Genomic DNA, 26,391 nt, shown 5'->3' with positions numbered 1-26,391 from the left:
AGGAGGCCAGCTAAAGATGGCACGGCGATACGACACCAACGACGCGACCGACCGTGTGACCGGTCTGCGCGAGGCAGCGTCCGCCGTCCGCCGTGGCGAGCTCGTGGTGCTGCCGACGGACACGGTGTACGGCATCGGCGCCGACGCGTTCTCCTCGGAGGCCGTCGCCGACCTGCTCGACGCCAAGGGCCGGGGCCGCAACATGCCCACGCCCGTCCTGATCGGCTCCCCGAACACCCTGCACGGACTCGTCACCGACTTCTCCGAGCTGGCCTGGGAGCTGGTCGACGCCTTCTGGCCGGGCGCCCTGACGCTCGTCGCCAGGCACCAGCCGTCCCTGCAGTGGGACCTCGGGGACACCCGCGGCACCGTCGCCGTGCGCATGCCGCTGCACCCGGTCGCCATCGAGCTGCTCACCGAGGTCGGCCCCATGGCCGTCTCCTCCGCCAACCTCACCGGCCACCCGGCGCCGGAGAACTGCGACGCCGCGCAGGAGATGCTCGGCGACTCCGTCTCCGTCTACCTCGACGGCGGTCCGACGCCCGGCAACGTGCCCTCGTCGATCGTCGACGTGACCCGCGAGGTGCCGCTGCTGCTGCGCGCGGGCGCGCTCTCGGCGGACGAGCTGAGGAAGGTCGTACCCGACCTCGAGGTGGCGAATTGACGGCCCCTGAGGGGCGTGGCATAGGCAACGGGGAGAGCGCGGCGGAGATCACGACGACGTTCGTGGGGCTACCGCGCGACAGCTTCCGCATCCTCCACGTCAGCACCGGCAACGTGTGCCGCTCGCCCATCACCGAGCGGCTGACCCGCCATTTCGTGCAGGAGCGGCTGGGAATCCTGGGCGGCGGGCTCATCGTCGAGAGCGCCGGCACCTGGGGTCACGAGGGCGCGCCCATGGAGTCCCACGCGGAGACCGTCCTCGCCGACTTCGGCGCGGACGCCTCCGGCTTCACCGGGCGCGAGCTGCTCGACGAGCACGTCATCCGCGCCGACCTGGTGCTGACCGCCACCCGCGACCACCGGGCGCAGGTCATCTCCATGGGCCACTCCGCCGGGCTGCGCACCTTCACGCTCAAGGAGTTCACCCGCCTGGTGAAGGCCATCGACCCGGCGACCCTGCCCTCCCTGGAGGAGGGCGTGGTCGTCCGCGCGCGTGCCCTGGTGCGCGCCGCGGCCGCTCTACGCGGGTGGCTGCTCGCGCCGAACGCCGAAGCGGACGAGGTGTACGACCCGTACGGGGCGCCGCTGACGTTCTTCCGGTCCATCGGGGACGAGATACACCAGGCGCTCGACCCGGTCGTCACGGCCCTGACCGGCGTCCCCGCACGGACGTAACGGCCGAGCGCCCCGCAGGGCCCGGGCCTACATTGGTCGTACGTCACCACGGCGAACCGTCCACCCGCACGCAGCACCCGTCGCCCGGAGCCCACCATGACGGTCACCCCTGCCATCGAGGCCGACGTCCTGCGCCGCCAGGACCCCGAGCTGGCCGACGTGCTGCTCGCGGAACGGGAGCGCCGGGAGACGACGATCCAGCTGATCGCCGCCGAGAACTTCACCTCGCCCGCCGTCCTGGCCGCCCTCTGCTCGCCGCTGGCCGACAAGTACGCCGAGGGCTACCCGGGCGCACGCCACCACGGCGGCTGCGAGATCGCGGACGTCGCCGAGCGGCTCGCCGCCGACCGCGCCACAGCCCTGTTCGGCGCCGACCACGCCAACGTCCAGCCCCACTCGGGCACTTCGGCGGTGCTCGCCGCCTACGCCGCCCTGCTGCGCCCCGGCGACACCGTCCTCGCCCTCGGCCTGCCCTACGGCGGCCACCTCACGCACGGGTCGCCCGCCAGCTTCTCCGGCCGCTGGTTCGACTTCGCCGGCTACGGCGTGGACGCCGAGTCCGGGCTCGTCGACCACGAGCAGGTGCGCACCCTGGCCCGCACGCGCCGGCCGAAGGCGATCGTGTGCGGCTCGATCGCCTACCCCCGCCACTTCGACCACGCCTTCTTCCGCGAGGTCGCCGACGAGGTGGGCGCCTACCTGATCGCGGACGCGGCGCACCCCATCGGGCTGGTGGCCGGGGGAGCGGCGCCGAACCCGGTGCCGTACGCCGACATCGTGTGCGCGACGACGCACAAGGTGCTGCGGGGACCGCGCGGCGGCATGATCCTGTGCCGGGCGGAGCTGGCCGAGCGGGTCGACCGGGCGGTTTTCCCCTTCACCCAGGGCGGCGCCCAGATGCACACCATCGCCGCCAAGGCCGTCGCCTTCGGCGAGGCGGCGACACCGGCGTTCTCCGCGTACGCCCATCAGGTGGTCGCGAACGCGCGGGTGCTCGCGGCCCGGCTGGCCGCGGCGGGCATGGTCGTCACCACCGGCGGCACCGACACCCACCTGATCACCGCCGACCCGGCGCCCCTCGGCGTCGACGGACGCACCGCCCGGGGCCGTCTCGCCGCGGCCGGCATGGTCCTGGACTGCTGCGCGCTGCCGCACGGCGACGCCCGGGGACTGCGGCTGGGTACGGCCGCGGTGACCACCCAGGGCATGGGCGAGGTGGAGATGGCACGCATCGCCGAGCTGCTCACCGGGGTGCTCAGGGGAGTGACGGAGACCACCAGGGCGCGTGAAGAAGTGCGGGAGCTGGCCGGTGGATTTCCGCCGTATCCGCGCTGAGCCCGGGTAGGCGGACCAGGGTGCACAGCCGAGCGTGCAACCATCGTCGCTACCCGGAAGTCCCCACACATATGCGCGCATCGCTAGGGTGTGGGGCTGAGATGGCCAGCGAGACCTGTGGGGAAGCCCGTGCGTGAATACCTCCTGACGCTCTGCGTGACGGCCGCGGTGACGTATCTGCTGACAGGGCCGGTACGGAAGTTCGCGATCGTGGCCGGAGCGATGCCGGAGATCCGGGCACGTGACGTGCACCGGGAACCCACTCCGCGGCTCGGCGGTATCGCGATGTTCTTCGGCCTGTGCGCGGGCCTGCTGGTCGCCGACCACCTGACCAATCTCAACCAGGTCTTCGAGACGTCCAACGAACCCCGCGCGCTGCTGTCCGGGGCGGCCCTGATCTGGCTGATCGGCGTCCTGGACGACAAGTTCGAGATCGACGCCCTGATCAAGCTGGGCGGCCAGATGATCGCCGCGGGCGTGATGGTCATGCAAGGTCTGACGATCCTGTGGCTGCCGGTCCCGGGTGTGGGCTCGGTCGCGCTCACCCAGTGGCAGGGGACCCTGCTCACGGTGGCGCTGGTCGTCATCACCATCAACGCGGTGAACTTCGTCGACGGCCTGGACGGTCTCGCGGCCGGCATGGTCTGCATCGCGGCCACCGCGTTCTTCCTGTACGCCTACCGCATCTGGTACTCGTACGGCGTCGAGGCCGCCGCCCCCGCGACCCTCTTCTCGGCGATCCTGATGGGCATGTGCCTGGGCTTCCTGCCGCACAACATGCACCCCGCGCGGATCTTCATGGGCGACTCGGGCTCGATGCTGATCGGCCTGGTGCTGGCCGCGGGCGCGATCTCGGTCACCGGGCAGGTCGACCCGGACGCGCTCAACCTGTACGTCGGGTCCGAGAAGGAGGCCGTGCACCAGACGGTGCCCGTGTACATCCCGCTGCTGCTGCCGCTGACCATCATCGCGGTGCCGGCCGCCGACCTGATCCTGGCGATCGTGCGCCGCACCTGGCGCGGCCAGTCGCCCTTCGCCGCCGACCGCGGCCACCTGCACCACCGCCTGCTGGAGATCGGCCACTCGCACAGCCGCGCGGTGCTCATCATGTACTTCTGGTCCGCGCTGATCGCCTTCGGCGCCCTGGCCTACTCGGTCAACTCGGCGTCCATGTGGATCGTCCTCGGCGTCGTGTTCCTCAGCGCGATCGGCCTGGTCCTGCTGCTGCTGCCGCGCTTCACGCCGCGGACCCCGCGCTGGATGGAGCGGTTCGTGCCGCCCCGCTACCGGCGCCGGGGCGCGGTCGTGGCCGTCTCCCCGGAGGCCTCGACCCCGGCTGCCGCGACGGAACAGCCCGGCTCCGCCGAGGCGGACAGCCGCACCCCGGTGGCCTCCGGAGTCGCCGGCGTCAACGGGGCGACCGCCATCGGCCCCCGTTCGCGTCTGGCCGATCGGCGCAAGGCCGGGACAAGGTAAGAATCTGACGAGAGCATTGCCAAGTCGTGGGGTTGCTATGGGAGTGTGATGGGAGTGCGAAGCGCCCATTACCAGACATCCCGGTCGGGTTCACGCTCAGACGGGCGTGTTCACTCTCATGTGTGACAGTACGCACACCCTCAGGTAAAGACTGCATCAAATAGTTTGTGATACGGTTCACGAGAACCCCCCGGATAGAGCCGAAGGACCGCAGTGCGACGGTCCATTGGTGTGAGGTCTCCACTCAGCCCGGGACTACGCTCGTCCATGACGACACCCCTGCCCCCTGCGAAAGCGGAGTTGCCGCCATGCCGTCCAATGACGCCCGGAACCTCTTGCAGTGCGCTGTGCCCACAGCCGCTGCCGGTGCGGTCGTGGTCGCCGTCAGTGGCGTGGTGGCCGGAGGCAAGGGAGCCGTCGGAGCGGCCGTCGGCACGGTGCTGGCGATCCTCTTCATGGGGATCGGCCTGTTCGTTCTCCAGTGGACGGCAAAAACGCTCCCGCAGTTGTTCCAGGCCATGGGGCTGATGCTCTATGTCGCCCAGCTCCTGCTCCTGTTGATCTTCGTCGCCCTCTTCAAGGACACCTCTCTCTTCAACGCGAAGGCGTTCGCCATCGGGCTCGTCGTCGCGACGGTCGTGTGGATGGCCGCGCAGGCTCGTGCGCATATGAAGGCCAAGATCTTCTACGTCGATCCGGACTCCGCGAAGAGTGACAGGCCCGAGAAGACCGGGTCGTCGTCGTGACGAGTAGGGGCGCGATAAAGGGCAGTGAGAACTCCTGCTATCGTCCGGTGCCAACTGCGGCATCGCGGGCGCGGGCATCTGAGCTGACGCCTGCTCGAACGCGAGGCTCGATGCCCCTCCGCCGCCCTCACATCCGTAACACCAGTCCGGTGCCGACCCGCGGCTGCGCGCCGCGCCGACACAACGAGGTTGCCGTACCTATGCGTCACACCGAAGGAGCCCGCGGTGAGTGCTGACCAGACCCAGCTCGCCTTCGACTGGAGCTGTCGGATCATGTCCGACGGGTGTGGTTTTCCGGCACCGGGCCTGCACTCGTTCCTCTTCAAGCCGATCGCCACGGTCGGGGGGTTCGAGTTCAACAAGGTGATGCTGCTCGCCCTCATCACCACCGTTCTCGTCATCGGCTTCTTCTACGCCGCCTTCGGCAAGGCCAAGGTCGTGCCCGGCAAGCTGCAGATGGTCGGTGAGGCCGGCTACGACTTCGTCCGCCGCGGCATCGTCTACGAGACCCTCGGCAAGAAGGAGGGCGAGAAGTACGTCCCCCTGATGGTCTCGCTGTTCTTCTTCATCTGGATCATGAACGTCTGGTCCGTGATCCCGCTGGCCCAGTTCCCGGTCTCGTCGATCATCGCGTACCCGATCGTCCTGGCCGCCATCGTCTACATCACGTGGGTCGGTCTGACCTTCAAGCGGCATGGCTTCGTGGGCTTCTTCAAGAACGTGACCGGCTACGACAAGTCGCTGGGTGCCGTTCTGCCGCTCGTCATGATCATCGAGCTCTTCTCGAACCTGCTGGTCCGCCCCTTCACGCACGCGGTCCGACTGTTCGCGAACATGTTCGCCGGTCACCTGATGCTGGTCATGTTCACGGTCGCCTCCTGGTACCTGCTGAACAGCTGGATGATCCCGGCGGCCGGCGTCTCCTTCGTCATGACGATCGCCATGATCCTCTTCGAGCTTTTCGTGCAGGCCGTCCAGGCGTACGTCTTCGTACTGCTGGCCTGCTCGTACATCCAGGGCGCTCTCGCCGAACACCACTGAGCACCCACCCCCCAGCCCCAGATCGTCCGGTGGCCAACCCCCGCCGGTCCGTGAAAGAGAAGGAAGATTCAGCATGGCTGCCACTGAGACCCTCGCCGCTGTCTCCGGTTCGCTCGGCTCCATCGGCTACGGCCTCGCCGCCATCGGCCCCGGCATCGGCGTCGGCATCATCTTCGGTAACGGCACCCAGGCCCTGGCCCGTCAGCCCGAGGCCGCCGGCCTGATCCGCGCCAACCAGATCCTCGGCTTCGCCTTCTGTGAGGCGCTCGCCCTCATCGGCATCGTTATGCCGTTCGTGTTCGGTCGCTAAGTCTTAGCCACCTGACACTTTTCGACGAAAGGCACTGATGTGATCGCCAACCTGGTGCAGCTGGCGGCCGAGGAGGAGCAGAGCCCGCTCGTTCCTCCGGGCCCCGAGCTGCTCGTCGGCACCATCGCCTTCGCCATCGTGTTCTTCTTCTTCTGGAAGAAGCTGCTTCCGAACATCAACAGGGTTCTGGAGGAGCGCCGCGCGGCGATCGAAGGCGGTATCGAAGAGGCCGAGACCATGAAGGTCGAGGCCCAGAGCGTCCTTGAGCAGTACAAGGCACAGCTCGCCGAGGCCCGGCACGAGGCCGCGCGTCTGCGCCAGGAGGCGCAGGAGCAGGGTGCCGCGCTCATCGCCGAGATGCGGGCCGAGGGCCAGCGTCAGCGCGAGGAGATCGTCGCCGCCGGCCACGCCCAGATCGAGGCCGACCGCAAGGCCGCCGCGTCCGCGCTGCGCCAGGACGTCGGCAAGCTCGCCACCGACCTGGCCGGCAAGCTCGTCGGCGAGTCCCTCGAGGACCACGCCCGGCAGAGCCGTGTGATCGACCGGTTCCTCGACGAGCTCGAGGAGAAGGCCGAGGCCGGACGATGAACGGAGCGAGCCGCGAGGCCCTGGCAGCCGCACGAGAGCGTCTCGACGCGCTGACGGACTCCACGTCCGTGGACGCGGGCTCGCTCGCCGACGAGCTGGCCGCCGTCACCGCGCTGCTCGACCGCGAGGTGTCGCTGCGTCGGGTCCTCACCGACCCGGCGCAGGACGGTCAGGCCAAGGCCGAGCTGGCCCAGCGCCTGCTCGCCACCCAGGTCAGCGGCCCGGCCGCCGACCTGGTGGCCGGCATGGTGCGCTCCCGCTGGTCGCGCTCGCGCGACCTGGTGGACGCGCTGGAGTCGCTCGCCGACACCGCCGACCTCACGGCCGCCCAGCAGGCGGGCAAGCTCGACGACGTCGAGGACGAGCTGTTCCGGTTCGGCCGGATCGTCTCCGGCAGCACCGAGCTGCGTGCCGCGCTGACCGACCGCAAGGCCACCACCTCGGCCAAGAGCGGGCTGCTGCGCGGCCTCCTCGGCGGCAGGGCGCAGTCGGCCACCGAGCGTCTGGTGACGCGCCTTGTGACCGCGCCGCGGGGACGTAGCCTGGAGTCGGGACTGGAGTCCCTGTCCAAGCTCGCCGCCGATCGCCGCAACCGCATGGTGGCCACCGTCACCTCGGCGGTTCCGCTGAGCGAGCCGCAGAAGCAGCGCCTGGGTGCCGCCCTCGCGAAGCTCTACGGCCGCCAGATGCACCTCAACCTGGACGTGGACCCCGAGGTCCTCGGCGGGATCCGGGTGCAGGTCGGCGACGAGGTCATCAACGGCTCCCTCGCGGACCGGATCGAGGACGCCAGCCGCCGGCTCGCCGGCTGAGCAGCAACTCAATAGGCACAACGTACTTACGACGGCCCTGGTTGGGCCGTGCAGAAGAATCCTGGGGGTCGCCCCCAGACCCCCTAAGAAACTTCGGGCCCAACAAGGAGAGCAGGGAACCCAGATGGCGGAGCTCACGATCCGGCCGGAGGAGATCCGGGACGCGCTGGAGAACTTCGTCCAGGCGTACAAGCCGGACGCGGCCTCGCGCGAGGAGGTCGGTACGGTCACCTTTGCCGGCGACGGCATCGCGAAGGTCGAGGGCCTGCCCTCGACCATGGCCAACGAGCTGCTGAAGTTCGAGGACGGCACCCTCGGCCTCGCCCTCAACCTCGAGGAGCGCGAGATCGGTGCCATCGTCCTCGGTGAGTTCAGCGGCATCGAGGAGGGTCAGCCGGTCTCCCGTACCGGTGAGGTTCTCTCCGTCGCGGTGGGCGAGGGCTACCTCGGCCGCGTGGTGGACCCCCTCGGCAACCCGATCGACGGCCTCGGCGAGATCGAGACCGAAGACCGTCGCGCCCTGGAGCTGCAGGCCCCGGGCGTCATGGTCCGCAAGTCGGTGCACGAGCCCATGGAGACGGGCTACAAGGCCGTCGACGCGATGACCCCGATCGGCCGCGGCCAGCGCCAGCTGATCATCGGTGACCGACAGACCGGCAAGACGGCCCTGGCCGTCGACACGATCATCAACCAGCGCGACAACTGGCGCACCGGCGACCCGAACAAGCAGGTCCGCTGCATCTACGTCGCCATCGGCCAGAAGGGCTCCACCATCGCCGGCGTGCGCGGCGCTCTGGAGGAGGCCGGCGCGCTGGAGTACACGACCATCGTCGCCGCCCCGGCGTCCGACCCGGCCGGCTTCAAGTACCTGGCGCCGTACACCGGTTCGGCCATCGGTCAGCACTGGATGTACCAGGGCAAGCACGTCCTGATCATCTTCGACGACCTGTCGAAGCAGGCCGACGCCTACCGCGCCGTGTCGCTGCTGCTGCGCCGCCCGCCGGGCCGTGAGGCCTACCCGGGTGACGTCTTCTACCTGCACTCCCGTCTGCTGGAGCGCTGCGCCAAGCTCTCCGACGAGATGGGCGCCGGCTCGATGACCGGTCTGCCGATCGTCGAGACCAAGGCCAACGACGTCTCGGCGTTCATCCCGACCAACGTCATCTCCATCACCGACGGCCAGTGCTTCCTGGAGTCGGACCTGTTCAACGCCGGTCAGCGCCCCGCGCTGAACGTCGGTATCTCCGTCTCCCGAGTCGGTGGTTCCGCGCAGCACAAGGCGATGAAGCAGGTCTCCGGCCGTCTGCGCGTGGACCTCGCCCAGTTCCGTGAGCTGGAGGCGTTCGCCGCCTTCGGTTCCGACCTGGACGCCGCGTCCAAGGCGCAGCTGGAGCGTGGTCAGCGCATGGTCGAGCTGCTGAAGCAGCCGCAGTACCAGCCGATGGCCACCGAGGACCAGGTCGTCTCCGTCTGGGCCGGCACCACCGGCAAGATGGACGACGTCCCCGTCGCCGACATCCGCCGCTTCGAGACGGAGCTGCTGGACTACCTGCACCGCAAGGAGCAGGGTCTGATGACCTCCATCCGTGAGGGCGGCAAGATGTCCGACGACACCCTGCAGGCTGTCGCCGACGCCATCACGGAGTTCAAGAAGCAGTTCGAGACCTCCGACGGCAAGCTGCTCGGCGAGGACGCCCCGGCTGCCGGCAAGTGACGACGGAAGGGACCTGACTCATGGGAGCCCAGCTCCGGGTCTACAAGCGTCGCATCCGATCTGTCACCGCGACCAAGAAGATCACCAAGGCGATGGAGATGATCGCCGCCTCGCGCGTCGTCAAGGCGCAGCGCAAGGTGGCGGCCTCCACCCCGTACGCGACCGAGCTCACCCGCGCGGTCACGGCGGTCGCCACCGGTTCTAACACCAAGCACCCGCTGACCACGGAGGCCGAGAACCCGACCCGTGCCGCGGTCCTGCTCCTCACGAGCGACCGCGGTCTGGCCGGCGCCTTCAACTCCAACGCCATCAAGGCGGCGGAGAAGCTCACGGCGCAGCTCGAGGCCGAGGGCAAGGAGGTCGTCAACTACATCGTCGGCCGCCGCGGTGTCGCCCACTACAACTTCCGCGAGCGCAAGATCGCGGAGACGTTCACGGGCTTCACCGACGAGCCGTCGTACGCGGACGCCAAGAAGGTCGCGGCACCGCTGATCGAGGCCATCGAGACGGAGACGGCCGAGGGCGGCGTGGACGAGCTCCACATCGTCTACACCGAGTTCGTGTCGATGATGACGCAGACGGCGATCGAGGCGCGGCTGCTGCCGCTCAGCCTCGACGAGGTCGCGGCGGAGGCCAAGCCCAAGGGCGAGATCCTGCCGCTGTTCGACTTCGAGCCGTCGGCGGAGGACGTCCTGGACGCCCTGCTGCCGCGCTACGTGGAGAGCCGTATCTACAACGCGCTGCTCCAGTCGGCCGCCTCCAAGCACGCCGCCACGCGGCGCGCGATGAAGTCGGCCACCGACAACGCCGGAGAGCTCATCGAGACGCTCACCCGGCTTGCCAACCAGGCCCGCCAGGCCGAAATCACCCAGGAAATCAGCGAGATCGTCGGTGGCGCCAGTGCCCTGGCCGACGCGACCGCGGGGAGTGACTGACAAATGACCACCACTGTTGAGACGGCCACGGCGACGGGCCGCGTCGCGCGGGTCATCGGCCCGGTCGTCGACGTGGAGTTCCCCGTCGACGCGATGCCGGAGATCTACAACGCCCTGCACGTCGAGGTCGCCGACCCGGCGCTCGCGGGCGAGAAGAAGACGCTGACCCTCGAGGTCGCCCAGCACCTGGGCGACGGCCTGGTCCGCGCCATCTCCATGCAGCCCACCGACGGCCTGGTCCGCCAGGCCCCGGTCGTCAACACGGGTGCGGGCATCACCGTCCCGGTCGGCGACTTCACCAAGGGCAAGGTGTTCAACACCCTCGGTGAGGTGCTGAACAGCGACGAGGTCCACGACGGCGAGCGCTGGCCCATCCACCGCAAGGCCCCCGCGTTCGACCAGCTCGAGTCGAAGACCGAGATGTTCGAGACGGGCCTGAAGGTCGTCGACCTGCTCACCCCGTACGTCAAGGGCGGCAAGATCGGTCTGTTCGGTGGTGCCGGTGTCGGCAAGACCGTGCTGATCCAGGAAATGATCATGCGTGTCGCCAACCTCCACGAGGGCGTCTCCGTCTTCGCGGGCGTCGGCGAGCGCACCCGTGAGGGCAACGACCTCATCGCGGAGATGGAGGAGTCCGGCGTTCTGGACAAGACCGCCCTGGTCTTCGGCCAGATGGACGAGCCCCCGGGCACCCGTCTGCGCGTGGCCCTGGCCGGCCTGACGATGGCGGAGTACTTCCGCGACGTCCAGAAGCAGGACGTGCTGTTCTTCATCGACAACATCTTCCGCTTCACCCAGGCCGGTTCCGAGGTGTCGACCCTGCTCGGCCGTATGCCCTCCGCGGTGGGCTACCAGCCGAACCTGGCCGACGAGATGGGCATCCTGCAGGAGCGCATCACCTCGACCCGTGGTCACTCGATCACCTCGATGCAGGCGATCTACGTCCCCGCGGACGACCTGACCGACCCGGCCCCGGCCACCACCTTCGCCCACCTCGACGCGACGACGGTTCTGTCCCGTCCGATCTCCGAGAAGGGCATCTACCCGGCCGTGGACCCGCTGGACTCCACGTCCCGCATCCTCGACCCGCGGTACATCTCGGCGGACCACTACAACGCCGCGATGCGCGTGAAGAACATCCTGCAGAAGTACAAGGACCTGCAGGACATCATCGCGATCCTCGGTATCGACGAGCTCGGCGAGGAGGACAAGCTCGTCGTCCACCGTGCCCGTCGCGTGGAGCGCTTCCTGTCCCAGAACACCCACGCCGCCAAGCAGTTCACCGGCGTGGACGGTTCGGACGTGCCGCTGGACGAGTCGATCGCCGCGTTCAACGCGATCTGCGACGGCGAGTACGACCACTTCCCGGAGCAGGCGTTCTTCATGTGCGGTGGTCTCGAGGACCTGAAGAAGAACGCGAAGGAGCTGGGCGTCTCCTGAGCCTCGCGCTCGTCATGAGGGGGCGGGCTTCGTCCCGCCCCCTCTGCCACGCCTACTAGACTTGTAACCAACACCCGGCACTCCCGCCGGGTGGTGACCCGAGGAGCCACCTTGGCTGCTGAGCTGCACGTCGCGCTGGTCGCGGCCGACCGTGAGGTCTGGTCCGGCCAGGCCACCCTGGTCGTCGCGCGCACCACGTCCGGCGACATCGGCGTCATGCCCGGTCACCAGCCGCTGCTCGGTGTGCTGGAGTCGGGCCCGGTGACCATTCGCACCAGCGAGGGCGGGACGGTCGTCGCCGCGGTCCACGGCGGGTTCATCTCGTTCGCCGACGACAAGCTCTCGCTGCTGGCGGAAGTCGCCGAGCTGTCGGACGAGATCGACGTCCAGCGCGCGGAGCAGGAGCTGGAGCGCGCGAAGGCGGAGGACGACGCGGAGGCCAAGCGCCGCGCGGACGTCCGGCTGCGGGCTGCGACGGCGGCCCGCTGACCCCGTCCGTGTGAAGACGTCACTCAGCCGCGGCTGGGTACCGGAGAGATCCGGACCCGGCCGCGGCTGAGGCGGATGTGGGTGTTTTTTACGTTCCGTTACCTAGGAGACGAGGAGGTCGGTGCCGATGGTCCTCGCTCTGACTGTGTGCGGAATCGTGGTGGCCCTCGTGGTGGTGGGCCTGTTCGTCTTCGGTCTGCGCCGCCGGCTCATCCAGCGTTCGGGCGGCACCTTCGACGCCAGCCTGCGCTGGGACGCCCCCGAGCAGGGCGACAGCAACGGCAAGGGCTGGGCGTACGGAGTGGCCCGGTACAACGGCGACCGTGTCGAGTGGTACCGGGTCTTCTCGTACTCGCCGCGACCGCGCCGGATCCTGGAGCGCTCCGCGATCGAGGTGGCCGGCCGCCGGGTCCCGGAGGGCGAGGAGGAGCTGGCGCTGCTCTCCGACCACGTGATCCTGGCCTGTCTGCACCGGGGCACGCGTCTCGAGCTCGCGATGAGCGAAGACGCGCTGACCGGTTTCCTCGCGTGGCTCGAGGCAGCCCCGCCCGGTCAGCGAGTGAACGTGGCGTAGCCACGTTCACTCGCCGGGTGGGGGTCCCCCGGACGAAGTCTGGGGGAGTGTCAACGTGGCGTAACCCGCCGAATCTCCTTACGACAGGCCGTTGTGGATCGCGGTCGCCAGCTCTCCGTTCGGGGTGTCACCGCTGAACTCCCAGAAGAACGCGCCGCCCAGGCCCTGGTTCTCGGCCCAGCTCATCTTGCCCGCGATGGTCGCCGGGGTGTCGTACGACCACCAGTTGCTGCCGCAGTGCGCGTACGCGGTGCCCGCGATGGTGCCGGTGGCCGGGCAGGAGTTCTTCAGGATCTTGTAGTCCTCGATGCCCGCCTCGTACGTGCCCGGGGCCGCGCCGGTCGCCGATCCGCCGGGGGCGGACTGGGTGACGCCGGTCCAGCCGCGGCCGTAGAAGCCGATGCCGAGCAGCAGCTTCGCGGACGGGACGCCCTTGGCCTTGAGCTTGGCGATCGCGTCGGCCGAGTTGAAGCCGGCCTGCGGGATCCCCTGGTACGAGGTCAGCGGGGAGTGCGGGGCGGTCGGGCCGTCCTTGTCGAAGGCGCCGAAGTAGTCGTAGGTCATCACGTTGTACCAGTCGAGGTACTGCGCGGCGCCGCCGTAGTCGGCCGCGTCGATCTTGCCGCCGTCGGAGCCGTCGGCGGTGATGGCCGCGGTGACCAGGTAGTTCGGGCCGAACTCGTTGCGCAGGGCCTGGGAGAGGTTCCTGAAGGCCGCCGGACCGGAGGTGTCGCAGGTCAGGCCGCAGGCGTTCGGGTACTCCCAGTCGATGTCGATGCCGTCGAAGACGTCGGCCCAGCGCGGGTCCTCCACGACGGCCTTGCAGGACTTGGCGAAGGCGGCGGCGTTCTGCGCGGCCTGGCCGAAGCCGCCCGAGTAGGTCCAGCCGCCGAAGGAGTACAGCACCTTGATGTGCGGGTACTTCGCCTTCAGCTGGCGCAGCTGGTTGAAGTTGCCGCGCAGCGGCTGGTCCCAGGTGTCGGCGGTGCCGGACACGGACTGGTCGGCGGTGTAGGCCTTGTCGTAGGCGGCGTAGGTGTCGTCGACGGTGCACTGACCGTTCTTGACGTTGCCGAACGCGTAGTTGATGTGGGTGATCTTCGACGCGGTGCCCGACGTCACGAGGTTCTTGACGTGGTAGTTGCGGCCGTAGACGCCCCACTCGGTGAAGTAGCCGAGCTTGATCTTGTCGCCGGTGGGCGGGGGATCGGTGGTGCCGCCGGTGGTGCGGACCCGGACGGCGCCGCTGACCGGGCCGGTCTGGTCGGCGGTGTCGCGGGCCTGGACCGAGTAGGAGTAGTCGGTGCCCTTGGTCAGGCCGGTGTCCGTGTACGAGGTGCTCGTCACGGTGGCGACCTTGGCGCCGTCGCGCAGGACGTCGTAGTTCTTGACGCCCTTGTCGTCGGTGGCGGCGGACCAGGACAGCTTCACCGAGGTGTCGGTGATGCCGGAGGCGGTCGGGGTGCCGGGGGCGCTCGGGGCGCTGTCGCCGGGCTCGGTGGTGCCGCCGTCGCAGCTGCCGCCGTTGAGCTTGCAGTTCGCGGGGGAGCCGGAGCCGGAGCCGTTGAAGCCGAAGGTGATCGAGGCGCCGGGGGCGAGGGTGCCGTTCCAGGACTTGTTCTTGGCGGTCCAGCGGGAGCCGGAGGAGGTGACGTCGGCGTCCCACGCGGAGGTGACCGAGGTGCCGGAGGGGAAGTCCCACTCGACGGTCCAGGAGCTGAGGGTCGTGGTGCCGGTGTTCTTCACCGTCCACTTGCCCTCGAAGCCGGAGCCCCAGTCCTGGGTCTTGGCGTAGGTGGCGGTCGCGGACGTGGCGGCCTGGGCCGGGCTGGCCAGGCCGACGAGGCCGGCGAAGGGGAGCAACAGTGTCGCGAACCCTGCCGCGGCTCTGTGTCTGAAGCGCATGCTGCGCCTCCTTGATGGAGTTGTGGGGGGCGTGACTGAGCCTCACGCCACTCATGGTGCGGTGAGAATAGAAAGGTCTGGACCACCGGTCAATAGGTCTGGACCACCACGACCTGTCCGGATCCGCGCCCGGTCAGATCCCCAACTCCTGTGCCAGCACCGCCGCTTGCACCCGGCTGCGCAGCTCCAGCTTCGCCAGCAGGCGGCTGACGTGCGTCTTCACCGTCGCCTCCGCCATGTCCAGCCGCTCGGCGATGCCCGCGTTGGACAGTCCCTCGCCCAGGCAGGACAGCACCTCGCGTTCCCGCCGGGTCAGCCGGTCCAGCACCGCCGGATCGGCCGCCGGCTCCCGTACGGGCTTCGCGGCGAACTCCGCGATGAGCCGCCGCGTCACCGCCGGGGCGATCAGCCCCTCCCCGCGCGCGACGGTCCGCACCGCCTCCAGCAGCTCCTTCGCCTCGGTGTTCTTCAGCAGGAAGCCGGACGCGCCCGCGCGCAGCGCCCCGAAGACGTACGCGTCGAGATCGAAGGTGGTCAGCACCAGCACGTCCGCGAGCCCCTCGGCGACCACCTGCCGGGTCGCCGACACCCCGTCCAGGCGCGGCATCTGCACGTCCATCAGCACCAGGTCCGGCCGCAGCTCGCGGGCCAGCGCCACCGCCTGCTCGCCGTCCGCCGCCTCGCCGGCCACCTCGATGTCGGGCGCGCTGCGCAGGATGAGGACCAGGCCTGCGCGGACGGCGGACTGGTCCTCGGCGACCAGGACGCGGATCATGCGGGGTCTCCTTCGACGGGGTCGTTGACGGGCAGGGTGGCGTGGACGGCCCAGATCTTGCCGTCGGGCGAGTCCTCGGGGCCGGCCTCGAAGGTGCCGTTCAGCAGGGCGGTGCGCTCGCGCATGCCGACAAGCCCGGCACCCGAGCCGGGGGCGGTGGGCCCGTCGCGGTCGCCGTAGGGGCTGGTCACCCGGACGTCCAGCACCCCGTCGCGCCGGTCGAGGCGGACGGCGACGCGGCCGGGCCCGGCGTGCTTGAGGGCGTTGGTCAGGGACTCCTGGACGATGCGGTAGGCGGCGAGCTCCACGGGGGCCGGGACCGTGACGCGGGCGGCGTCGAGGGTGACGTCGAGGCCGTTGGTGCGCGCGCTCTCCACCAGCGCGGCGAGGCCGTCCAGGGTGGGGGCGACCGGCTCGGTGTCGCCGCTGTCGTCCCGCAGGATGCCGATGAGCCGCCGCATCTCCGACAGCCCCTCCACGCTGTTCTCCCGGATCACCACCAGCGCCTCCTGGGAGGTCTTCGGGTCCTCCAGGGACAGGGCGGCGGTGGAGTGGATGGCGATCGCGGACAGGTGGTTGGCGACCATGTCGTGCAGTTCGCGGGCCATCCGGGCGCGTTCGGCGGTGACGGCCTGGACGCGGTCCATCTCGGCCAGCAGCGCGGTCTGTTCGGCGCGCAGCCGGGCCGCCTCGGCGGCGTCGCGGTGGGTGCGCACGATCAGGCCGGTGGCCGCGGGCCCGAAGGCCACGATGCCGGTGATCAGGCCGATCAGCAGGGCCTCGGGCTCGCGCCACACCGCGAACGGCACCACGGTCCCGGCCACCGAGAGCAGCCCGGTGACCCGGGGGATGCGGTGGGCCGAGGCGGGCGGGCCGTACAGGACGGCCGCGTACATGAGGTCGGTGTACATCAGGATCGTGACCAGGTTGCCCTGCGTGAGCACGTCCAGGACGATCGCCGCGGTGCCGACCAGCAGGGCGGTGCGCGGGGCGGTCCTGCGCAGCAGCTCGCAGCCCGCCATGACGAACAGCGGCAGCAGCACCGGCCAGCGTCCCGGCAGCAGCACGTACACCTCGGTGGCCGGGCGGGTGGCCAGACCGAGGGCCCACAGCAGCAGCCCGCCGAGCAGACTGCCCAGGGCGACGTACACGTCGAAGCGGCGTGGGCGGGGGAGTCGTACGGCCATGGCACCATCCAACACGGCCGCCGTGCCCCTCGCGTGATCCCCGCGGAGGGTCCCCGGCTGCATCTTTCGATGTACCGCGGATTCGTCAGCCGCGACGACGATTCCGGCCGCCCCGCCCGGGAGCCTTGAAGGGTGACCGAGAGGAGCGAACCGTGATCGTCGCCTTGATCGCCGCCTGTGAGATCGGCTTCTGGGTGCTGCTGGCGGCCGGCCTGGGCGCCCGCTACCTGTTGCGCATGCCGCGGCTGGGACTGGGCCTGCTGCTGTGCGAGCCGCTGCTGGAGGTCGTCCTGCTGGTCGCCACCGCGCTGGACCTGAAGAACGGCGCCGAGCCGAACTGGACGCACGGCCTGGCCGCGCTCTACATCGGCTACACCGTCGGGCACGGCCATCGCACGGTGAAGTGGCTCGACGGCCACGCCGCCCACCGGCTCGGCGGCGCCCCGCCACCGCCTGGGCCCCCGCGCTACGGCATGGCCCGGGCGCGCCACGAGGGCAGGGTCTGGCTGGGCACCCTCACGGGCGCCGTCGTCGCGACCGTGCTCCTCCAGCTCGCGATCTGGTACGTGGACGACCCGAGCCGCGTCACCTCGCTGGAGAGCTGGCGCTTCACGGCCTGGCGGGCGGCCGGGATCCACGGACTGGTCGCGCTGAGTTATCTGATCTGGCCGAGGAAGGCCCCCGCGCGGGAGCCCGAGGCCGCCACCCCGTCGAAAGAGAGGCTCCACCCATGAGCAAGGCCAAGCAGTACGCGCTCGAAGGCGTCGTCACCTTCCTGATCGGCCTGGTGCTGTGGCGGTTCACCGGCGACGTGGACGTCCCCGTCGTCACCCTCACGAAGGTCGGCATCGTGATGATGATCGTCGGCGGGGTCCTCTCCGCCAACGGCCTCTGGCACGCCGCGCGAGGCAGAACCTAGCGTTCGCCGCCGGGCACCCACAACACGTCTCCGACCTCCTTGTTCGCCGTCCTCGCGAGGATGAACAGGAGGTCGGAGAGGCGGTTGAGGTAGGTGGCCGTGAGGGGGTTCATCCGCTCGCCGTGGGCTTCCAGGGCCGCCCACGTCGAGCGTTCCGCGCGGCGGACCACCGTGCAGGCCTGGTGCAGCAGGGCCGCGCCCGGGGTGCCGCCCGGGAGGATGAAGGAGCGCAGCTTCTCCAGGTCCTCCAGGAAGCGGTCGCAGTCCGCCTCCAGCTTGTCCACGTAGGACTGCTCGACCCTGAGCGGCGGGTACTCCGGGTTCTCCACCACCGGCGTCGACAGGTCGGCGCCCACGTCGAACAGGTCGTTCTGGACGCGGGTGAGCACCTTGACGACCTCCTCGGGCAGCCGGCCCAGCGCGATCGCCGTGCCGATCACCGCGTTCGCCTCGTTGGCGTCGGCGTACGCCGCGATCCGCAGGTCGGTCTTGGCGACCCGGCTCATGTCGCCGAGGGCGGTGGTGCCCTGGTCGCCGGTCCTGGTGTAGATGCGCGTCAGATTGACCATGCCGCCAGCGTAGTGACGCGCCCGCCGTTCGGAACACGCGTGTGCCCACCGTCACGGACCCGGCCGTGAACCCGAGCGCCACCGGGACGCCGTACAGCATGTGGACGGTCGTGCATCCGCCGACGCGGGGCGTCCCGGACGGCGTCGACCAGGAGCGGAACGGCATGAGGTGGGACAGGGAGTCCAGCCGGCCGGGGCCGAGGGCGGCGACGGGCGGCTGGCCGGCCGGGTCGGTGCCGCGGCCGGTGACGGCGAGGGACGTGCCCCGGGGCGAGGCGCCGGGCGAGCCGCCGTGGCGCGGCTTCAGCGCGCTCGGGGTGCCCTCGGCGGCGACGCCCCCGTCGACGATCACCAGCCGGCCGGGGAGGGCGTCGGCCTCGTCCAGGTGGTTCGTGGTGAGGAACACCGTCGTGCCGTGCTCGTCGCGCAGCCGGCGCGCCAGGTCCCACGGACCGGCCCGGCTGCCCGGGTCCCGGCCGGTCGCCGGCTCGTCCAGGGACAGCACCGTCGGCCGGTGGGTGAGCGCCATGGCGATGTCCAGCCGGCGCCGCCGCCCGCCGGAGAGGGCGGCGCACGCGCGATCGGGCAGCCGGCGCCGCCGCCGACGACCCGATGCCCACACTGATCGCCGGTCAGCTCAACTGGCTCCACCAGACCGTGCGGGGCGCCATCGGCCGCGCGTGGTCGCCGGGCGCGACCGCGGCGAGGTGTCCCGCGAGACGCTGGTGCTGCTCGCAGCGCGAGGCGAGCCCAGGCGGACGAGCGCGTACGCGCAGGCGGTCCGGGCGGGCGAGATGGAGGGGCTGTTGGGCGAGGAGGTGCTCAACTACGCCGTCCGGGGCGCCGCGTGACGCGCGTCTCATCTCGTGAGACGTGAAACGCGTTACTAAGCGCTCACGCCCGCTCTCACGCCCGCTAGTCTCCGCCCGAGAGGCAGACATCAACAGCGCGTCAGGGGAGTCGCACAGTGGCACGGAAGCTCGCCGTCATCGGAGCCGGCCTCATGGGATCCGGCATCGCCCAGGTCTCCGCACAGGCGGGCTGGGACGTCGTCCTGCGCGACGTCACCGACGAGGCGCTGAAGCGGGGCACCGACGGCATCAAGGCGTCGTACGACAAGTTCGTCGCCAAGGGCAAGATGGAGGCGCACGACGCCGACGCCGCCCTGGCCCGCATCACCGCGACCACCGACCTGGACGCCGCGGCCGACGCGGACGTGGTCGTCGAGGCCGTCTTCGAGAAGCTCGAGGTCAAGCACGAGATCTTCCGCGCGCTCGACAAGATCGTGAAGGACGAGGCGATCCTCGCCTCCAACACCTCCGCCATCCCGATCACCAAGATCGCGGCGGCCACCGAGCGGCCCGAACGGGTCGTCGGCACGCACTTCTTCTCGCCGGTGCCGATGATGCAGCTGTGCGAACTCGTCCGCGGGTACAAGACCAGCGACGAAGCCCTCGCCACGGCCCGCGAGTTCGCCGAGTCGGTCGGCAAGACCTGCATCGTCGTCAACCGCGACGTGGCCGGCTTCGTGACGACCCGTCTCATCTGCGCCCTCGTCGTCGAGGCCGCCAAGCTGCACGAGTCGGGCGTGGCGAGCGCCGAGGACATCGACCTCGCCTGCAAGCTGGGCTTCGGCCACGCGATGGGACCGCTGGCGACGGCGGACCTGACGGGCGTCGACATCCTGCTGCACGCCACGAGCAACATCTACACCGAGTCCCAGGACGAGAAGTTCGCGGCCCCCGAGTCGATGCGCCGGATGGTTGACGCCGGTGACATCGGCCGCAAGAGCGGGCAGGGCTTCTACAAGCACTGAAACCGCACATGCCCCGGGGCCATCACACCCCGGGGTGAATTCGGTATCGGTTCGCTTACAGGAAGCAACCTCTGCGTCCTCCACGCAGTCAGAGGTTGCATCACCCTTATCAGAACGCGGAGCACGATTCGCACGCACGGGGAGCGCATATGCACATCAGGGGCGACCACGCCGAGCTGGTCGTCGGGGGCCGCCTCGACGTCCGCAGCGCGGCGGACGCCCGTACGGTCCTGCACTCGGCCGTCGACGGCGGCGTCGGCGACCTGGTGCTGGACCTGTCCGAACTCGACTCCTGGGACGCCACCGGACTGGGCGTGATCATGGGAGCCCACCGGCGGGCGGGCCGCTGCGGCCGCCGCCTGGTGCTGCGCGGCGTCCCGCCGCAGATGCAGCGCCTGCTGGTGGCCACCCGCCTGCACCGGATCCTGGCGATCGAGGGAGGCATCGGGGTGGAGACCCTGCCCCGGGTGTGACGCCCCGTGCGGGTGTGGACCGGGCGACCGGGGAGACCCGGACGGACGTCGCCGAACCGTGCGACGCGCACAATCCTCACGAGACCGTGACGTTATGGACGGCGCGGTACCCCGGACTGTCGTAGATACTGTGCGAAGGTTTAGGGTTCGGCTGCCCGCTGCCACATCACCCTTCTAGCGGGCCCGGACCAGAAGCGACAGCGCGGTGTGCAGCAAGGCCGGGAGGGGCTTGTCCAGGCACACACACGCTTTTGGGGGGCTTTACCGATGGACCCGAACAACCGGGGACCCGAGGAGTACGGCCATGACGGTGACGGCGGGACGCCGCGCCAGCGCCCTCCCAGGGACTCCCTCACACCCGACTTCAGCCAGCACGCGCCCGCGCTCGCCCGCACGGTGCAGCTGGTCTCCGGCGACTTCCTGCTGACCGTCAACCCCGTCGACGGCAGCGAGATAGAGGTCTGCCCGCCCGCCGAACGGCCCGCCCGGCCGGTGAAGCTCACCGCCGCCGAGCGCGCCGAGACCGAGCGCGCGGCCCGGCCGCCCGTCCCGCCCGGGCCCGCGCAGCCCGCCTTGCCGCTGCTGGCCCGCCAGGACGAGCGCGAGCAGCTCGTGCGTCTGCTCGCCCGCGGCCGTTCCGTGCGCCTCACCGGCCCGGCCGGCTCCGGCCGCACCCGGCTCCTCGACCTCGTCGCCGAGGACTGCTCGGACCTCGCGCCCGACGGCGTCGTCCGCCTGAACGGCTTCGGCCGCACCGCCGGCGACCTGCTCCACGACCTGTTCCACGCGGTGTTCAGCGCCCCGCTGTACCGCCCGGACCGGGACGAACTGCTCACCCACGTCCGGGAGATCGGTGCCGTCGTCGTCCTGGACGACGTCGAGTTCGGCGGCGCCGCCCTCGACGAGCTGCTGGACGCCACCCCCGAGTGCGCCTTCCTGCTGGCCGCCACCCCGGACGTGCCCGCCCCCTCCGCCGCGGCCGGCGTCGAGGAGGTCCTGCTCGGCGGGCTGGAGCGGTCGGACGGCCTGGAGCTGCTGGAGCACGCCGTCGGCCGGGCCCTCACCGAGGAGGAGTCCAACTGGGCCGGTGACCTCTGGTTCGAGTCCGAGGGCCTGCCGCTGCGCTTCGTCCAGGCCGGCGCCCTGCTGCGCCAGCGCGACCGGCTGCGCGCCGGCACCGGCGCCGTCGACGAGTTCGGCGTCTTCGAGGACACGCCCCCGGCCGACGCCGTCCCCTACGAGCTCGGCGACGACGTGCCGCTGCCCTCGCTCGGTGAGGCCGCCGCGCCCGCCCCGCTGCTCGCCGCCCGGCTGAGCGCCTCCGCGCGCGCCACCCTGCGGTTCGCCGTCGCCCTCGGCGGCGAGGTGCCGCACCAGGCGCATCTGCCCGCCCTGGTCGGTGACACCCACGCGGACGCCGCGCTCGGCGAACTGGCCGCCTGCGGACTGGTCTCCCCGGTCGGCTCCCGCTACCGGCTCGCCGCGGGCGTGCCCGCACAGCTGGAGGCCGCCGGATACGCCGACACGACCGAGGCCGACGCCCGCAGCGCCGCCCAGCACTACTCCTGGTGGGCCGGGCACCCCTCGGTCACCCCGGAGCGGGTGTGCGCCGAGGCCGACGCGCTCCTCGCGGCCCTGTCCGTCCTCGGACCGGCCTCCCGGCCGCCCGCCGAGGGCGAGGAGAGCGCGGGCGTGCACCTGGCCCGCACCGCCGCCCCCGCGTTCGCCGCCGCGCTGCACTGGAGCGCCTGGGACCGGGCCCTGCGGGCCGGCGCCGAGGCCGCCCGGCTCGCCGGTGACGTCGCCGAGGAGGCCTACTTCCACCACGAGCTCGGCGTGCTCGCCCTGTGCGGCGGCCAGCTCGACCGGGCCCGCGCCGAACTGGAGGCGTCCATCGGCCTGCGCGGCGCCCTGGCCGACAAGCGGGGCACCGTCGCCGGACGCCGGGCCCTCGCCCTGGTCGCCGACCGCTCGGGCACGCCGATCGGGCTCGGGCCGACCGCGGGCGAGGAGGTGCCCGACGCCCGCGACGAGGAGTCGCAGTCCCCGGCCGGCGGGGTCCCGGCGGCCTTCCCGACGCTCCAGCCGCCCTCGTCCCCGGCGCTGGTCACCCACCGCAGCACGCCCGCCGCCACGGACAAGAGCGGCGGCGGCCTCAAGGGGCTGGCGCGGCGCAACCTGGTCGCCTCCGGTGCCGGTGCCCTGCTCGTCGCCGTGCTCGGCACGGTCGTGACGCTGGGCGCCACCTCCGACAACGAGCCCGGCACGCCGTCCGACCGGGTCGGCGTCAACCCGTCCGCCAGCCAGGGCGTCAACGACGGCAGCCTGGGCGCCGACCGGCCCGCCGAGGACGGCGGCGGTGAGGTGGGCGTGGTGACGAGCCGCCCGACGGATCCGGGCCCCGACGGCACACTGGGCACCTCGGACGACCCGACGCCGACGGCCACCCCGAGCGTTTCGCGGGACCCCGAGGACTCGGCGTCCCCGTCCAGGCCGTCGTCCTCGAAGCCGCCGGCGTCGACCAGGCCCCCCACCTCGCCGAAGCCCCCGACGTCGAGCAAGCCGACGACGAAGCCGCCGACGTCGTCCACGCCGGCCCCGACGCCGACGGACACCGGCACGCCCTCGACGCCGACGACGACCCCGACGACGACCAGCCCGTCCACCTCGGACTCCGCCAGCGGCCCGGCGCCGAGCGCGCCCACGGACACCACCGCGAGCGCGTCGCAGAGCGGCAGCACGGAGCAGGTGATCTAGCCTTGCCCCCCGCCGCCGCCGCCGCGGCGACGGCGGCGGGGGACGAGGGACGCGGTCAGAACAGGCGCAGCTTGTCGTCCTCGATGCCGCGGAGCGCGTCGTAGTCGAGGACCTGGCAGCCGATGCCGCGGTCGGTCGCGAGCACGCGGGCCTGGGGCTTGATCTCCTGGGCCGCGAGGACGCCGCGCACCGGGGCGAGATGCGGGTCGCGGTTCAGCAGCTCCAGATAGCGCGTCAGCTGCTCCACGCCGTCGATCTCGCCGCGCCGCTTGATCTCCACCGCGACGGTCCTGCCGTCGGCGTCCCGGCACAGGATGTCCACCGGCCCGATGGCCGTCGGGTACTCGCGGCGGATGAGCGTGTAGCCCTCGCCGAGTGTCTCGATGCGATCGGCGAGCAGCTCCTGGAGGTGTGCTTCCACGCCGTCCTTGATCAGGCCGGGATCCACGCCCAGTTCGTGCGAGGAATCGTGGAGGACTTCCTCCATCGTGATGATGAGCTTCTCACCCGCCTTGTTGACGACGGTCCAGACGCCGGCGTCCCCGCCGGTGCCCTCCTTCAGGGTGCAGGGCGGCGACATCCAGTTCAGGGGCTTGTAGGCCCGGTCGTCGGCGTGGATCGAGACGCTGCCGTCCGCCTTCACCAGGATCAGGCGCGGGGCCGAGGGAAGGTGGGCGGTGAGCCGCCCGGCGTAGTCCACGGAGCAGCGGGCAATGACGAGACGCATGGTCGGCAACGCTACTCGACGGGCGCCTGTCGACGCGATTCGCCCTGGAAAACACGTGTTCGTTATTGGCCGATTGTGTGCAGGGTGTGCTCATCGAGAGTGTCTCATCTGCCCATTCTCCTGGTGCCGTCACCGTCGGTTGCTTACCGTATGAGCGGGAGGTCGCGACGTGTGTACGCAGCGTGTTGGGCATCGCGAACTCCCTTATCTGTCCGGCAACCCCTGCTCAAGCGGGGGTGCGAGAGGAGAACTCATGTCGCTCGACGTCTCACCGGCCCTACTCGAACAGGCCGAGCGAGGCGAGGTCGACGAAGCGGAATTCGTCGACTGCGTCCGGACCTCCCTGCCCTATGCGTGGGAGATGATCAGCTCCCTGGTGGCCCAGCTGAAGGTGGACGGCGGTGCGTTCGCCGACAACCAGACGCCTCCGCCGGACGAGCAGGCACGCGGCCAGCTGCTGCGTGCGCTTGCGAGTGACGCGATACGGGGCGCGCTGCAGCGGCACTTCGGTGTGCGGCTGGCCTTCCAGAACTGCCACCGGGTGGCGGTGTTCCCGCTTGACTCCTCGGTCGACGAGACGCTGGTCCGCTTCACTTCGGTCCGCAGCCAGTTGCTGAACCAGTCACCCGAGTTCCGGGACTGCTGACGCACCGCCGCTTGCTTGCCGCTCCGTACGCGGGAGGTGCAGTTCTGTACCGGAGCGGCAAGCCCGCGTGACGTACCCGGTCGTCGGCCGTCGCCTGTCCGGTGCCCCCGGAACCCTGCCCGGTGCCCCCGGAACCCGGTCCGTTCACCGGAGTTGGGGAAGCACCTCGGCGCCGAGCCGGCGCACGTTCTCCTCGGTCGCCGCGAGGTCCCCGGAGCCCTCGACGAGCAGGGCGAACCGGGAGATGCCGGTCCGCTCGCTGGTCGCCGCCAGCCGGTCGGCGCACAGCCGCGGGGTGCCCACCGGGTGCAGCCCGCAGAGCAGTTCGGTGTACGCCAGCGGGTCGCGCATCCGGCGGGTGCGCCCGTCGACCGTGACATGCGCCTCCAGGCCCTGTTTCAACCAGCCCGGCATCGCCTTGATCAGCGTCTCGGCCGCGTCGACCCGCCGGTCCGCGATCTGGCAGACACCGGCCGACACGTGCGACGCGCGCCGGATCTCCTCCGGCGGCCGGCCGCAGGCGCGCGCGTGCCTGCCCCACAGCGCGACCATCTCGGCCTTCTCCTCGTCCCCCACGTGCATCCCGAGCAGCATCGACAACCCGCGCTCGGCCGCCAGCCGGACACTCGACGGCGAGGTGCAGGCCACCACCAGCTCCGGCCCCGGGACCTCGTCCAGGGCCTCCGACGGCCGTGGCACGACCGGCACTTCGCGGAAGCGGAAACGCTCCCCGTCGGCCGCCACGGACGGATCGCGCAGCCAGCGCGCGAGCAGGTCCAGGGACTCCGGGAAGCCCTTCTCGTAGGCCTCCAGGCCCGCGCCGAACACCTCCAGGTCGACCCACGGGCCGCCGCGGCCGACGCCGAGCGTGAAACGGCCGCCGCTCGTGTGGTGCAGCAGCGCGGCCTGCTCGCCCAGGGCCACCGGGTGGACGGTGGGCAGCACGCTGACCGCCGTACCGACCCGGATGCGGCGGGTGCGGCCCAGCAGCAGCGCGGCCAGGGTGACGGCCGACGGACAGGTGCCGTACGGCACGAAGTGGTGCTCGGCCAGCCAGACCGTGTCCAGGCCGGCCTCCTCGGCCACCTCGGCCGAACGGACCGCGCGGTGCAGCGCCTCTCCCTCGCCCTGACCGGGGAACCGGGCCGCCAACACGAAACTTCCAACGCGCATTGCTTTCCTGCTTCCTTGGCTCCGACACGGAGCTCCCCCACAGCGCATAACCGTCTGACACGTGCCGAGGACACGGCCGAGCGGAGTATTTTGCGGATTGTCTGCAGAATGGGTGCTCTGCAGGGTGGCCGGGCAGGAACCCGGGGGACGAGAACCCGGGGACGCCCCGTCCCGGAGCCCGGGGGAGCGCGGCTCGCCCGGCGGGGGACTTGTGACGATTGGTGCCGTACGCGTACCCGCGTCGGCGCCGCGTAGGCTGGACGCGGCCCGTGCTTCCTGTATAGCCCCGAGAGGTGTCCCGTGTCCCCGCGTCGCAACCGACCCAAGGGCGCCGGTTCTTCCGGCCGGAGCGCCGAGGACGAGCGTCCCGGCCGCTACGGAGGCTGGCAGTCCTCGCAGCACTGGCAGGGCGAGAACTGGAGCGTGCGGCACGTGGCCGGTGCGAGCGCACAGGGCAAGTCGTACCGCTGCCCCGGCTGCGACCAGCTGATCCCCGACGGTGTGCCGCACGTCGTGGCCTGGTCCGAGCACACGGGCGTCGACGACCGCCGGCACTGGCACAAGGCCTGCTGGAACGCGCGGGACCGCCGCACCCCGGGGGTGCAGCGGTCCCGTAACGCGCCCAGATTCTGAGGGAGTCGGTCCC

At 70.9% G+C, this 26,391-nt stretch carries 28 protein-coding genes and 1 pseudogene; 22 read left to right on the top strand and 7 right to left on the bottom strand.

The genetic code is table 11. The annotated features are described in order from the left end of the window. Window positions 1-16 precede the first annotated feature (16 nt). The 14 genes from ABZY20_RS03835 (at window position 17) to ABZY20_RS03770 (ending at window position 12,798) form a co-directional block, all read left to right on the top strand. Window positions 17-664 (top strand): L-threonylcarbamoyladenylate synthase, encoded by a 648-nt coding sequence (locus tag ABZY20_RS03835; protein ID WP_356436139.1) that lies wholly within the window; start codon window positions 17-19, stop codon window positions 662-664. Further along, a complete protein-coding gene (locus ABZY20_RS03830; protein ID WP_356436137.1) occupies window positions 661-1,338 on the top strand; it encodes a protein-tyrosine-phosphatase in 678 nt (225 codons plus the stop codon). Before ABZY20_RS03835 ends, ABZY20_RS03830 begins: the two co-directional genes overlap by 4 nt. Window positions 1,339-1,434: 96 nt before the next feature. Beyond that, window positions 1,435-2,673, top strand: coding sequence for a serine hydroxymethyltransferase (gene glyA / locus ABZY20_RS03825; protein WP_356436135.1), 1,239 nt, complete (start codon window positions 1,435-1,437; stop codon window positions 2,671-2,673). A 129-nt stretch (window positions 2,674-2,802) separates the two neighbouring features. Next, a complete protein-coding gene (locus ABZY20_RS03820) occupies window positions 2,803-4,149 on the top strand; it encodes an MraY family glycosyltransferase (RefSeq protein ID WP_356436134.1) in 1,347 nt (448 codons plus the stop codon). Between the two features lie 308 nt (window positions 4,150-4,457). Next, complete coding sequence (locus ABZY20_RS03815) at window positions 4,458-4,895, top strand: hypothetical protein (RefSeq protein ID WP_356436133.1); 438 nt, start codon at window positions 4,458-4,460, stop codon at window positions 4,893-4,895. A gap of 273 nt (window positions 4,896-5,168) precedes the next feature. Further along, window positions 5,169-5,936 carry a F0F1 ATP synthase subunit A gene (gene atpB / locus ABZY20_RS03810; protein ID WP_356437372.1) on the top strand — a complete coding sequence of 256 codons (768 nt, stop codon included), beginning with the start codon at window positions 5,169-5,171 and terminating at the stop codon, window positions 5,934-5,936. A gap of 73 nt (window positions 5,937-6,009) precedes the next feature. Further along, window positions 6,010-6,246 (top strand): ATP synthase F0 subunit C, encoded by a 237-nt coding sequence (gene atpE / locus ABZY20_RS03805; RefSeq protein ID WP_141313222.1) that lies wholly within the window; start codon window positions 6,010-6,012, stop codon window positions 6,244-6,246. A gap of 39 nt (window positions 6,247-6,285) precedes the next feature. Beyond that, window positions 6,286-6,834, top strand: a complete 549-nt coding sequence (locus ABZY20_RS03800) for a F0F1 ATP synthase subunit B (RefSeq protein ID WP_356436131.1) — start codon at window positions 6,286-6,288, stop codon at window positions 6,832-6,834. After that, on the top strand, window positions 6,831-7,646 hold the full coding sequence (locus ABZY20_RS03795; RefSeq protein WP_356436129.1) for a F0F1 ATP synthase subunit delta: 816 nt from the start codon (window positions 6,831-6,833) through the stop codon (window positions 7,644-7,646). The genes ABZY20_RS03800 and ABZY20_RS03795 overlap by 4 nt, the downstream gene beginning before the upstream one ends. 124 nt (window positions 7,647-7,770) lie before the next feature. Further along, a complete protein-coding gene (atpA, locus tag ABZY20_RS03790; RefSeq protein WP_356436126.1) occupies window positions 7,771-9,360 on the top strand; it encodes a F0F1 ATP synthase subunit alpha in 1,590 nt (529 codons plus the stop codon). 20 nt (window positions 9,361-9,380) lie between these two features. Then, on the top strand, window positions 9,381-10,295 hold the full coding sequence (locus tag ABZY20_RS03785) for a F0F1 ATP synthase subunit gamma (RefSeq protein ID WP_356436124.1): 915 nt from the start codon (window positions 9,381-9,383) through the stop codon (window positions 10,293-10,295). Window positions 10,296-10,298: 3 nt separating this feature from the next. Then, the gene (gene atpD, locus ABZY20_RS03780) at window positions 10,299-11,735 is read left to right on the top strand and encodes a F0F1 ATP synthase subunit beta (RefSeq protein WP_356436121.1); all 1,437 of its coding nucleotides are present in this window, start codon (window positions 10,299-10,301) and stop codon (window positions 11,733-11,735) included. 111 nt (window positions 11,736-11,846) lie between these two features. Next, window positions 11,847-12,224, top strand: a complete 378-nt coding sequence (locus ABZY20_RS03775) for a F0F1 ATP synthase subunit epsilon (protein ID WP_215118518.1) — start codon at window positions 11,847-11,849, stop codon at window positions 12,222-12,224. 127 nt (window positions 12,225-12,351) lie between these two features. After that, window positions 12,352-12,798 carry a DUF2550 domain-containing protein gene (locus tag ABZY20_RS03770; protein ID WP_356436118.1) on the top strand — a complete coding sequence of 149 codons (447 nt, stop codon included), beginning with the start codon at window positions 12,352-12,354 and terminating at the stop codon, window positions 12,796-12,798. 78 nt (window positions 12,799-12,876) lie between these two features. On the opposite strand, the gene ABZY20_RS03765 is transcribed toward ABZY20_RS03770, so the two are convergent. The 3 genes from ABZY20_RS03765 to ABZY20_RS03755 all read right to left on the bottom strand — a co-directional run bounded on the left by ABZY20_RS03765 (window position 12,877) and on the right by ABZY20_RS03755 (window position 16,665). Further along, window positions 12,877-14,703: a glycoside hydrolase family 18 chitinase gene (locus ABZY20_RS03765; RefSeq protein ID WP_356436115.1), complete on the bottom strand. Its 1,827-nt coding sequence runs from the start codon at window positions 14,701-14,703 to the stop codon at window positions 12,877-12,879. Between the two features lie 133 nt (window positions 14,704-14,836). After that, on the bottom strand, window positions 14,837-15,478 hold the full coding sequence (locus ABZY20_RS03760; RefSeq protein WP_356436112.1) for a response regulator transcription factor: 642 nt from the start codon (window positions 15,476-15,478) through the stop codon (window positions 14,837-14,839). Beyond that, window positions 15,475-16,665, bottom strand: a complete 1,191-nt coding sequence (locus tag ABZY20_RS03755) for a histidine kinase (RefSeq protein ID WP_356436109.1) — start codon at window positions 16,663-16,665, stop codon at window positions 15,475-15,477. Before ABZY20_RS03755 ends, ABZY20_RS03760 begins: the two co-directional genes overlap by 4 nt. 152 nt (window positions 16,666-16,817) lie before the next feature. Between ABZY20_RS03755 and ABZY20_RS03750 the strand changes: the two genes are divergently transcribed. Next, complete coding sequence (locus tag ABZY20_RS03750) at window positions 16,818-17,399, top strand: hypothetical protein (RefSeq protein ID WP_356436106.1); 582 nt, start codon at window positions 16,818-16,820, stop codon at window positions 17,397-17,399. Continuing rightward, window positions 17,396-17,584: a DUF5708 family protein gene (locus tag ABZY20_RS03745; RefSeq protein ID WP_356436104.1), complete on the top strand. Its 189-nt coding sequence runs from the start codon at window positions 17,396-17,398 to the stop codon at window positions 17,582-17,584. Before ABZY20_RS03750 ends, ABZY20_RS03745 begins: the two co-directional genes overlap by 4 nt. Here ABZY20_RS03745 and ABZY20_RS03740 read toward each other — a convergent pair. Both ABZY20_RS03740 and ABZY20_RS03735 read right to left on the bottom strand, forming a co-directional pair. Next, window positions 17,581-18,153: a cob(I)yrinic acid a,c-diamide adenosyltransferase gene (locus tag ABZY20_RS03740; RefSeq protein ID WP_356436101.1), complete on the bottom strand. Its 573-nt coding sequence runs from the start codon at window positions 18,151-18,153 to the stop codon at window positions 17,581-17,583. The two genes, ABZY20_RS03745 and ABZY20_RS03740, sit on opposite strands and share 4 nt — an antisense overlap. A gap of 205 nt (window positions 18,154-18,358) precedes the next feature. After that, window positions 18,359-18,742, bottom strand: a pseudogene (locus ABZY20_RS03735) (ATP-binding cassette domain-containing protein); the annotation flags it as partial. A 91-nt stretch (window positions 18,743-18,833) separates the two neighbouring features. Here ABZY20_RS03735 and ABZY20_RS03730 point away from each other — a divergent pair. The 4 genes from ABZY20_RS03730 to ABZY20_RS03715 all read left to right on the top strand — a co-directional run bounded on the left by ABZY20_RS03730 (window position 18,834) and on the right by ABZY20_RS03715 (window position 23,199). After that, on the top strand, window positions 18,834-19,004 hold the full coding sequence (locus tag ABZY20_RS03730; protein WP_356436098.1) for a hypothetical protein: 171 nt from the start codon (window positions 18,834-18,836) through the stop codon (window positions 19,002-19,004). 116 nt (window positions 19,005-19,120) lie between these two features. Next, on the top strand, window positions 19,121-19,969 hold the full coding sequence (locus ABZY20_RS03725; protein WP_356436096.1) for a 3-hydroxyacyl-CoA dehydrogenase family protein: 849 nt from the start codon (window positions 19,121-19,123) through the stop codon (window positions 19,967-19,969). A 149-nt stretch (window positions 19,970-20,118) separates the two neighbouring features. After that, the gene (locus ABZY20_RS03720) at window positions 20,119-20,442 is read left to right on the top strand and encodes an STAS domain-containing protein (RefSeq protein ID WP_356436094.1); all 324 of its coding nucleotides are present in this window, start codon (window positions 20,119-20,121) and stop codon (window positions 20,440-20,442) included. Window positions 20,443-20,709: 267 nt separating this feature from the next. Then, window positions 20,710-23,199, top strand: coding sequence for an ATP-binding protein (locus ABZY20_RS03715; RefSeq protein WP_356436091.1), 2,490 nt, complete (start codon window positions 20,710-20,712; stop codon window positions 23,197-23,199). Window positions 23,200-23,254: 55 nt separating this feature from the next. Here ABZY20_RS03715 and nucS read toward each other — a convergent pair whose 3' ends face one another. Beyond that, a complete protein-coding gene (gene nucS / locus ABZY20_RS03710) occupies window positions 23,255-23,926 on the bottom strand; it encodes an endonuclease NucS (RefSeq protein ID WP_356436088.1) in 672 nt (223 codons plus the stop codon). 253 nt (window positions 23,927-24,179) lie between these two features. Between nucS and ABZY20_RS03705 the strand changes: the two genes are divergently transcribed. Continuing rightward, a complete protein-coding gene (locus tag ABZY20_RS03705) occupies window positions 24,180-24,572 on the top strand; it encodes an SCO5389 family protein (RefSeq protein WP_356436085.1) in 393 nt (130 codons plus the stop codon). A 144-nt stretch (window positions 24,573-24,716) separates the two neighbouring features. Here the strand turns inward: ABZY20_RS03705 and ABZY20_RS03700 are convergent, their stop codons facing one another. Then, a complete protein-coding gene (locus ABZY20_RS03700) occupies window positions 24,717-25,745 on the bottom strand; it encodes an LLM class flavin-dependent oxidoreductase (protein WP_356436083.1) in 1,029 nt (342 codons plus the stop codon). Window positions 25,746-26,045: 300 nt separating this feature from the next. On the opposite strand from ABZY20_RS03700, the gene ABZY20_RS03695 reads away from it, so the two are divergent. Beyond that, window positions 26,046-26,378 (top strand): ATP/GTP-binding protein, encoded by a 333-nt coding sequence (locus ABZY20_RS03695; RefSeq protein ID WP_356436080.1) that lies wholly within the window; start codon window positions 26,046-26,048, stop codon window positions 26,376-26,378. Window positions 26,379-26,391 lie beyond the last annotated feature (13 nt).

The sequence above is a fragment of the Streptomyces sp. NPDC006624 genome (assembly GCF_040611555.1).
In the GTDB taxonomy this organism is placed as follows: domain Bacteria; phylum Actinomycetota; class Actinomycetes; order Streptomycetales; family Streptomycetaceae; genus Streptomyces.
Note: the sequence above shows the minus strand (reverse complement) of the source record. Positions and strands in the feature narration are given on the sequence as shown.

Excerpts from the sequence above, each read along its gene's own strand:
- ABZY20_RS03835 (WP_356436139.1), top strand. The coding sequence starts at position 17 with ATGGCACGGCGATACGACACCAACGACGCGACCGACCGTGTGACCGGT.
- glyA (WP_356436135.1), top strand. The coding sequence starts at position 1,435 with ATGACGGTCACCCCTGCCATCGAGGCCGACGTCCTGCGCCGCCAGGAC.
- ABZY20_RS03815 (WP_356436133.1), top strand. The coding sequence starts at position 4,458 with ATGCCGTCCAATGACGCCCGGAACCTCTTGCAGTGCGCTGTGCCCACA.
- atpB (WP_356437372.1), top strand. The coding sequence starts at position 5,169 with ATGTCCGACGGGTGTGGTTTTCCGGCACCGGGCCTGCACTCGTTCCTC.
- atpE (WP_141313222.1), top strand. The coding sequence starts at position 6,010 with ATGGCTGCCACTGAGACCCTCGCCGCTGTCTCCGGTTCGCTCGGCTCC.
- ABZY20_RS03795 (WP_356436129.1), top strand. The coding sequence starts at position 6,831 with ATGAACGGAGCGAGCCGCGAGGCCCTGGCAGCCGCACGAGAGCGTCTC.
- atpA (WP_356436126.1), top strand. The coding sequence starts at position 7,771 with ATGGCGGAGCTCACGATCCGGCCGGAGGAGATCCGGGACGCGCTGGAG.
- ABZY20_RS03785 (WP_356436124.1), top strand. The coding sequence starts at position 9,381 with ATGGGAGCCCAGCTCCGGGTCTACAAGCGTCGCATCCGATCTGTCACC.
- atpD (WP_356436121.1), top strand. The coding sequence starts at position 10,299 with ATGACCACCACTGTTGAGACGGCCACGGCGACGGGCCGCGTCGCGCGG.
- ABZY20_RS03770 (WP_356436118.1), top strand. The coding sequence starts at position 12,352 with ATGGTCCTCGCTCTGACTGTGTGCGGAATCGTGGTGGCCCTCGTGGTG.
- ABZY20_RS03765 (WP_356436115.1), bottom strand. The coding sequence starts at position 14,703 with ATGCGCTTCAGACACAGAGCCGCGGCAGGGTTCGCGACACTGTTGCTC.
- ABZY20_RS03760 (WP_356436112.1), bottom strand. The coding sequence starts at position 15,478 with ATGATCCGCGTCCTGGTCGCCGAGGACCAGTCCGCCGTCCGCGCAGGC.
- ABZY20_RS03755 (WP_356436109.1), bottom strand. The coding sequence starts at position 16,665 with ATGGCCGTACGACTCCCCCGCCCACGCCGCTTCGACGTGTACGTCGCC.
- ABZY20_RS03745 (WP_356436104.1), top strand. The coding sequence starts at position 17,396 with ATGAGCAAGGCCAAGCAGTACGCGCTCGAAGGCGTCGTCACCTTCCTG.
- ABZY20_RS03740 (WP_356436101.1), bottom strand. The coding sequence starts at position 18,153 with ATGGTCAATCTGACGCGCATCTACACCAGGACCGGCGACCAGGGCACC.
- ABZY20_RS03720 (WP_356436094.1), top strand. The coding sequence starts at position 20,119 with ATGCACATCAGGGGCGACCACGCCGAGCTGGTCGTCGGGGGCCGCCTC.
- ABZY20_RS03715 (WP_356436091.1), top strand. The coding sequence starts at position 20,710 with ATGGACCCGAACAACCGGGGACCCGAGGAGTACGGCCATGACGGTGAC.
- nucS (WP_356436088.1), bottom strand. The coding sequence starts at position 23,926 with ATGCGTCTCGTCATTGCCCGCTGCTCCGTGGACTACGCCGGGCGGCTC.
- ABZY20_RS03705 (WP_356436085.1), top strand. The coding sequence starts at position 24,180 with ATGTCGCTCGACGTCTCACCGGCCCTACTCGAACAGGCCGAGCGAGGC.
- ABZY20_RS03700 (WP_356436083.1), bottom strand. The coding sequence starts at position 25,745 with ATGCGCGTTGGAAGTTTCGTGTTGGCGGCCCGGTTCCCCGGTCAGGGC.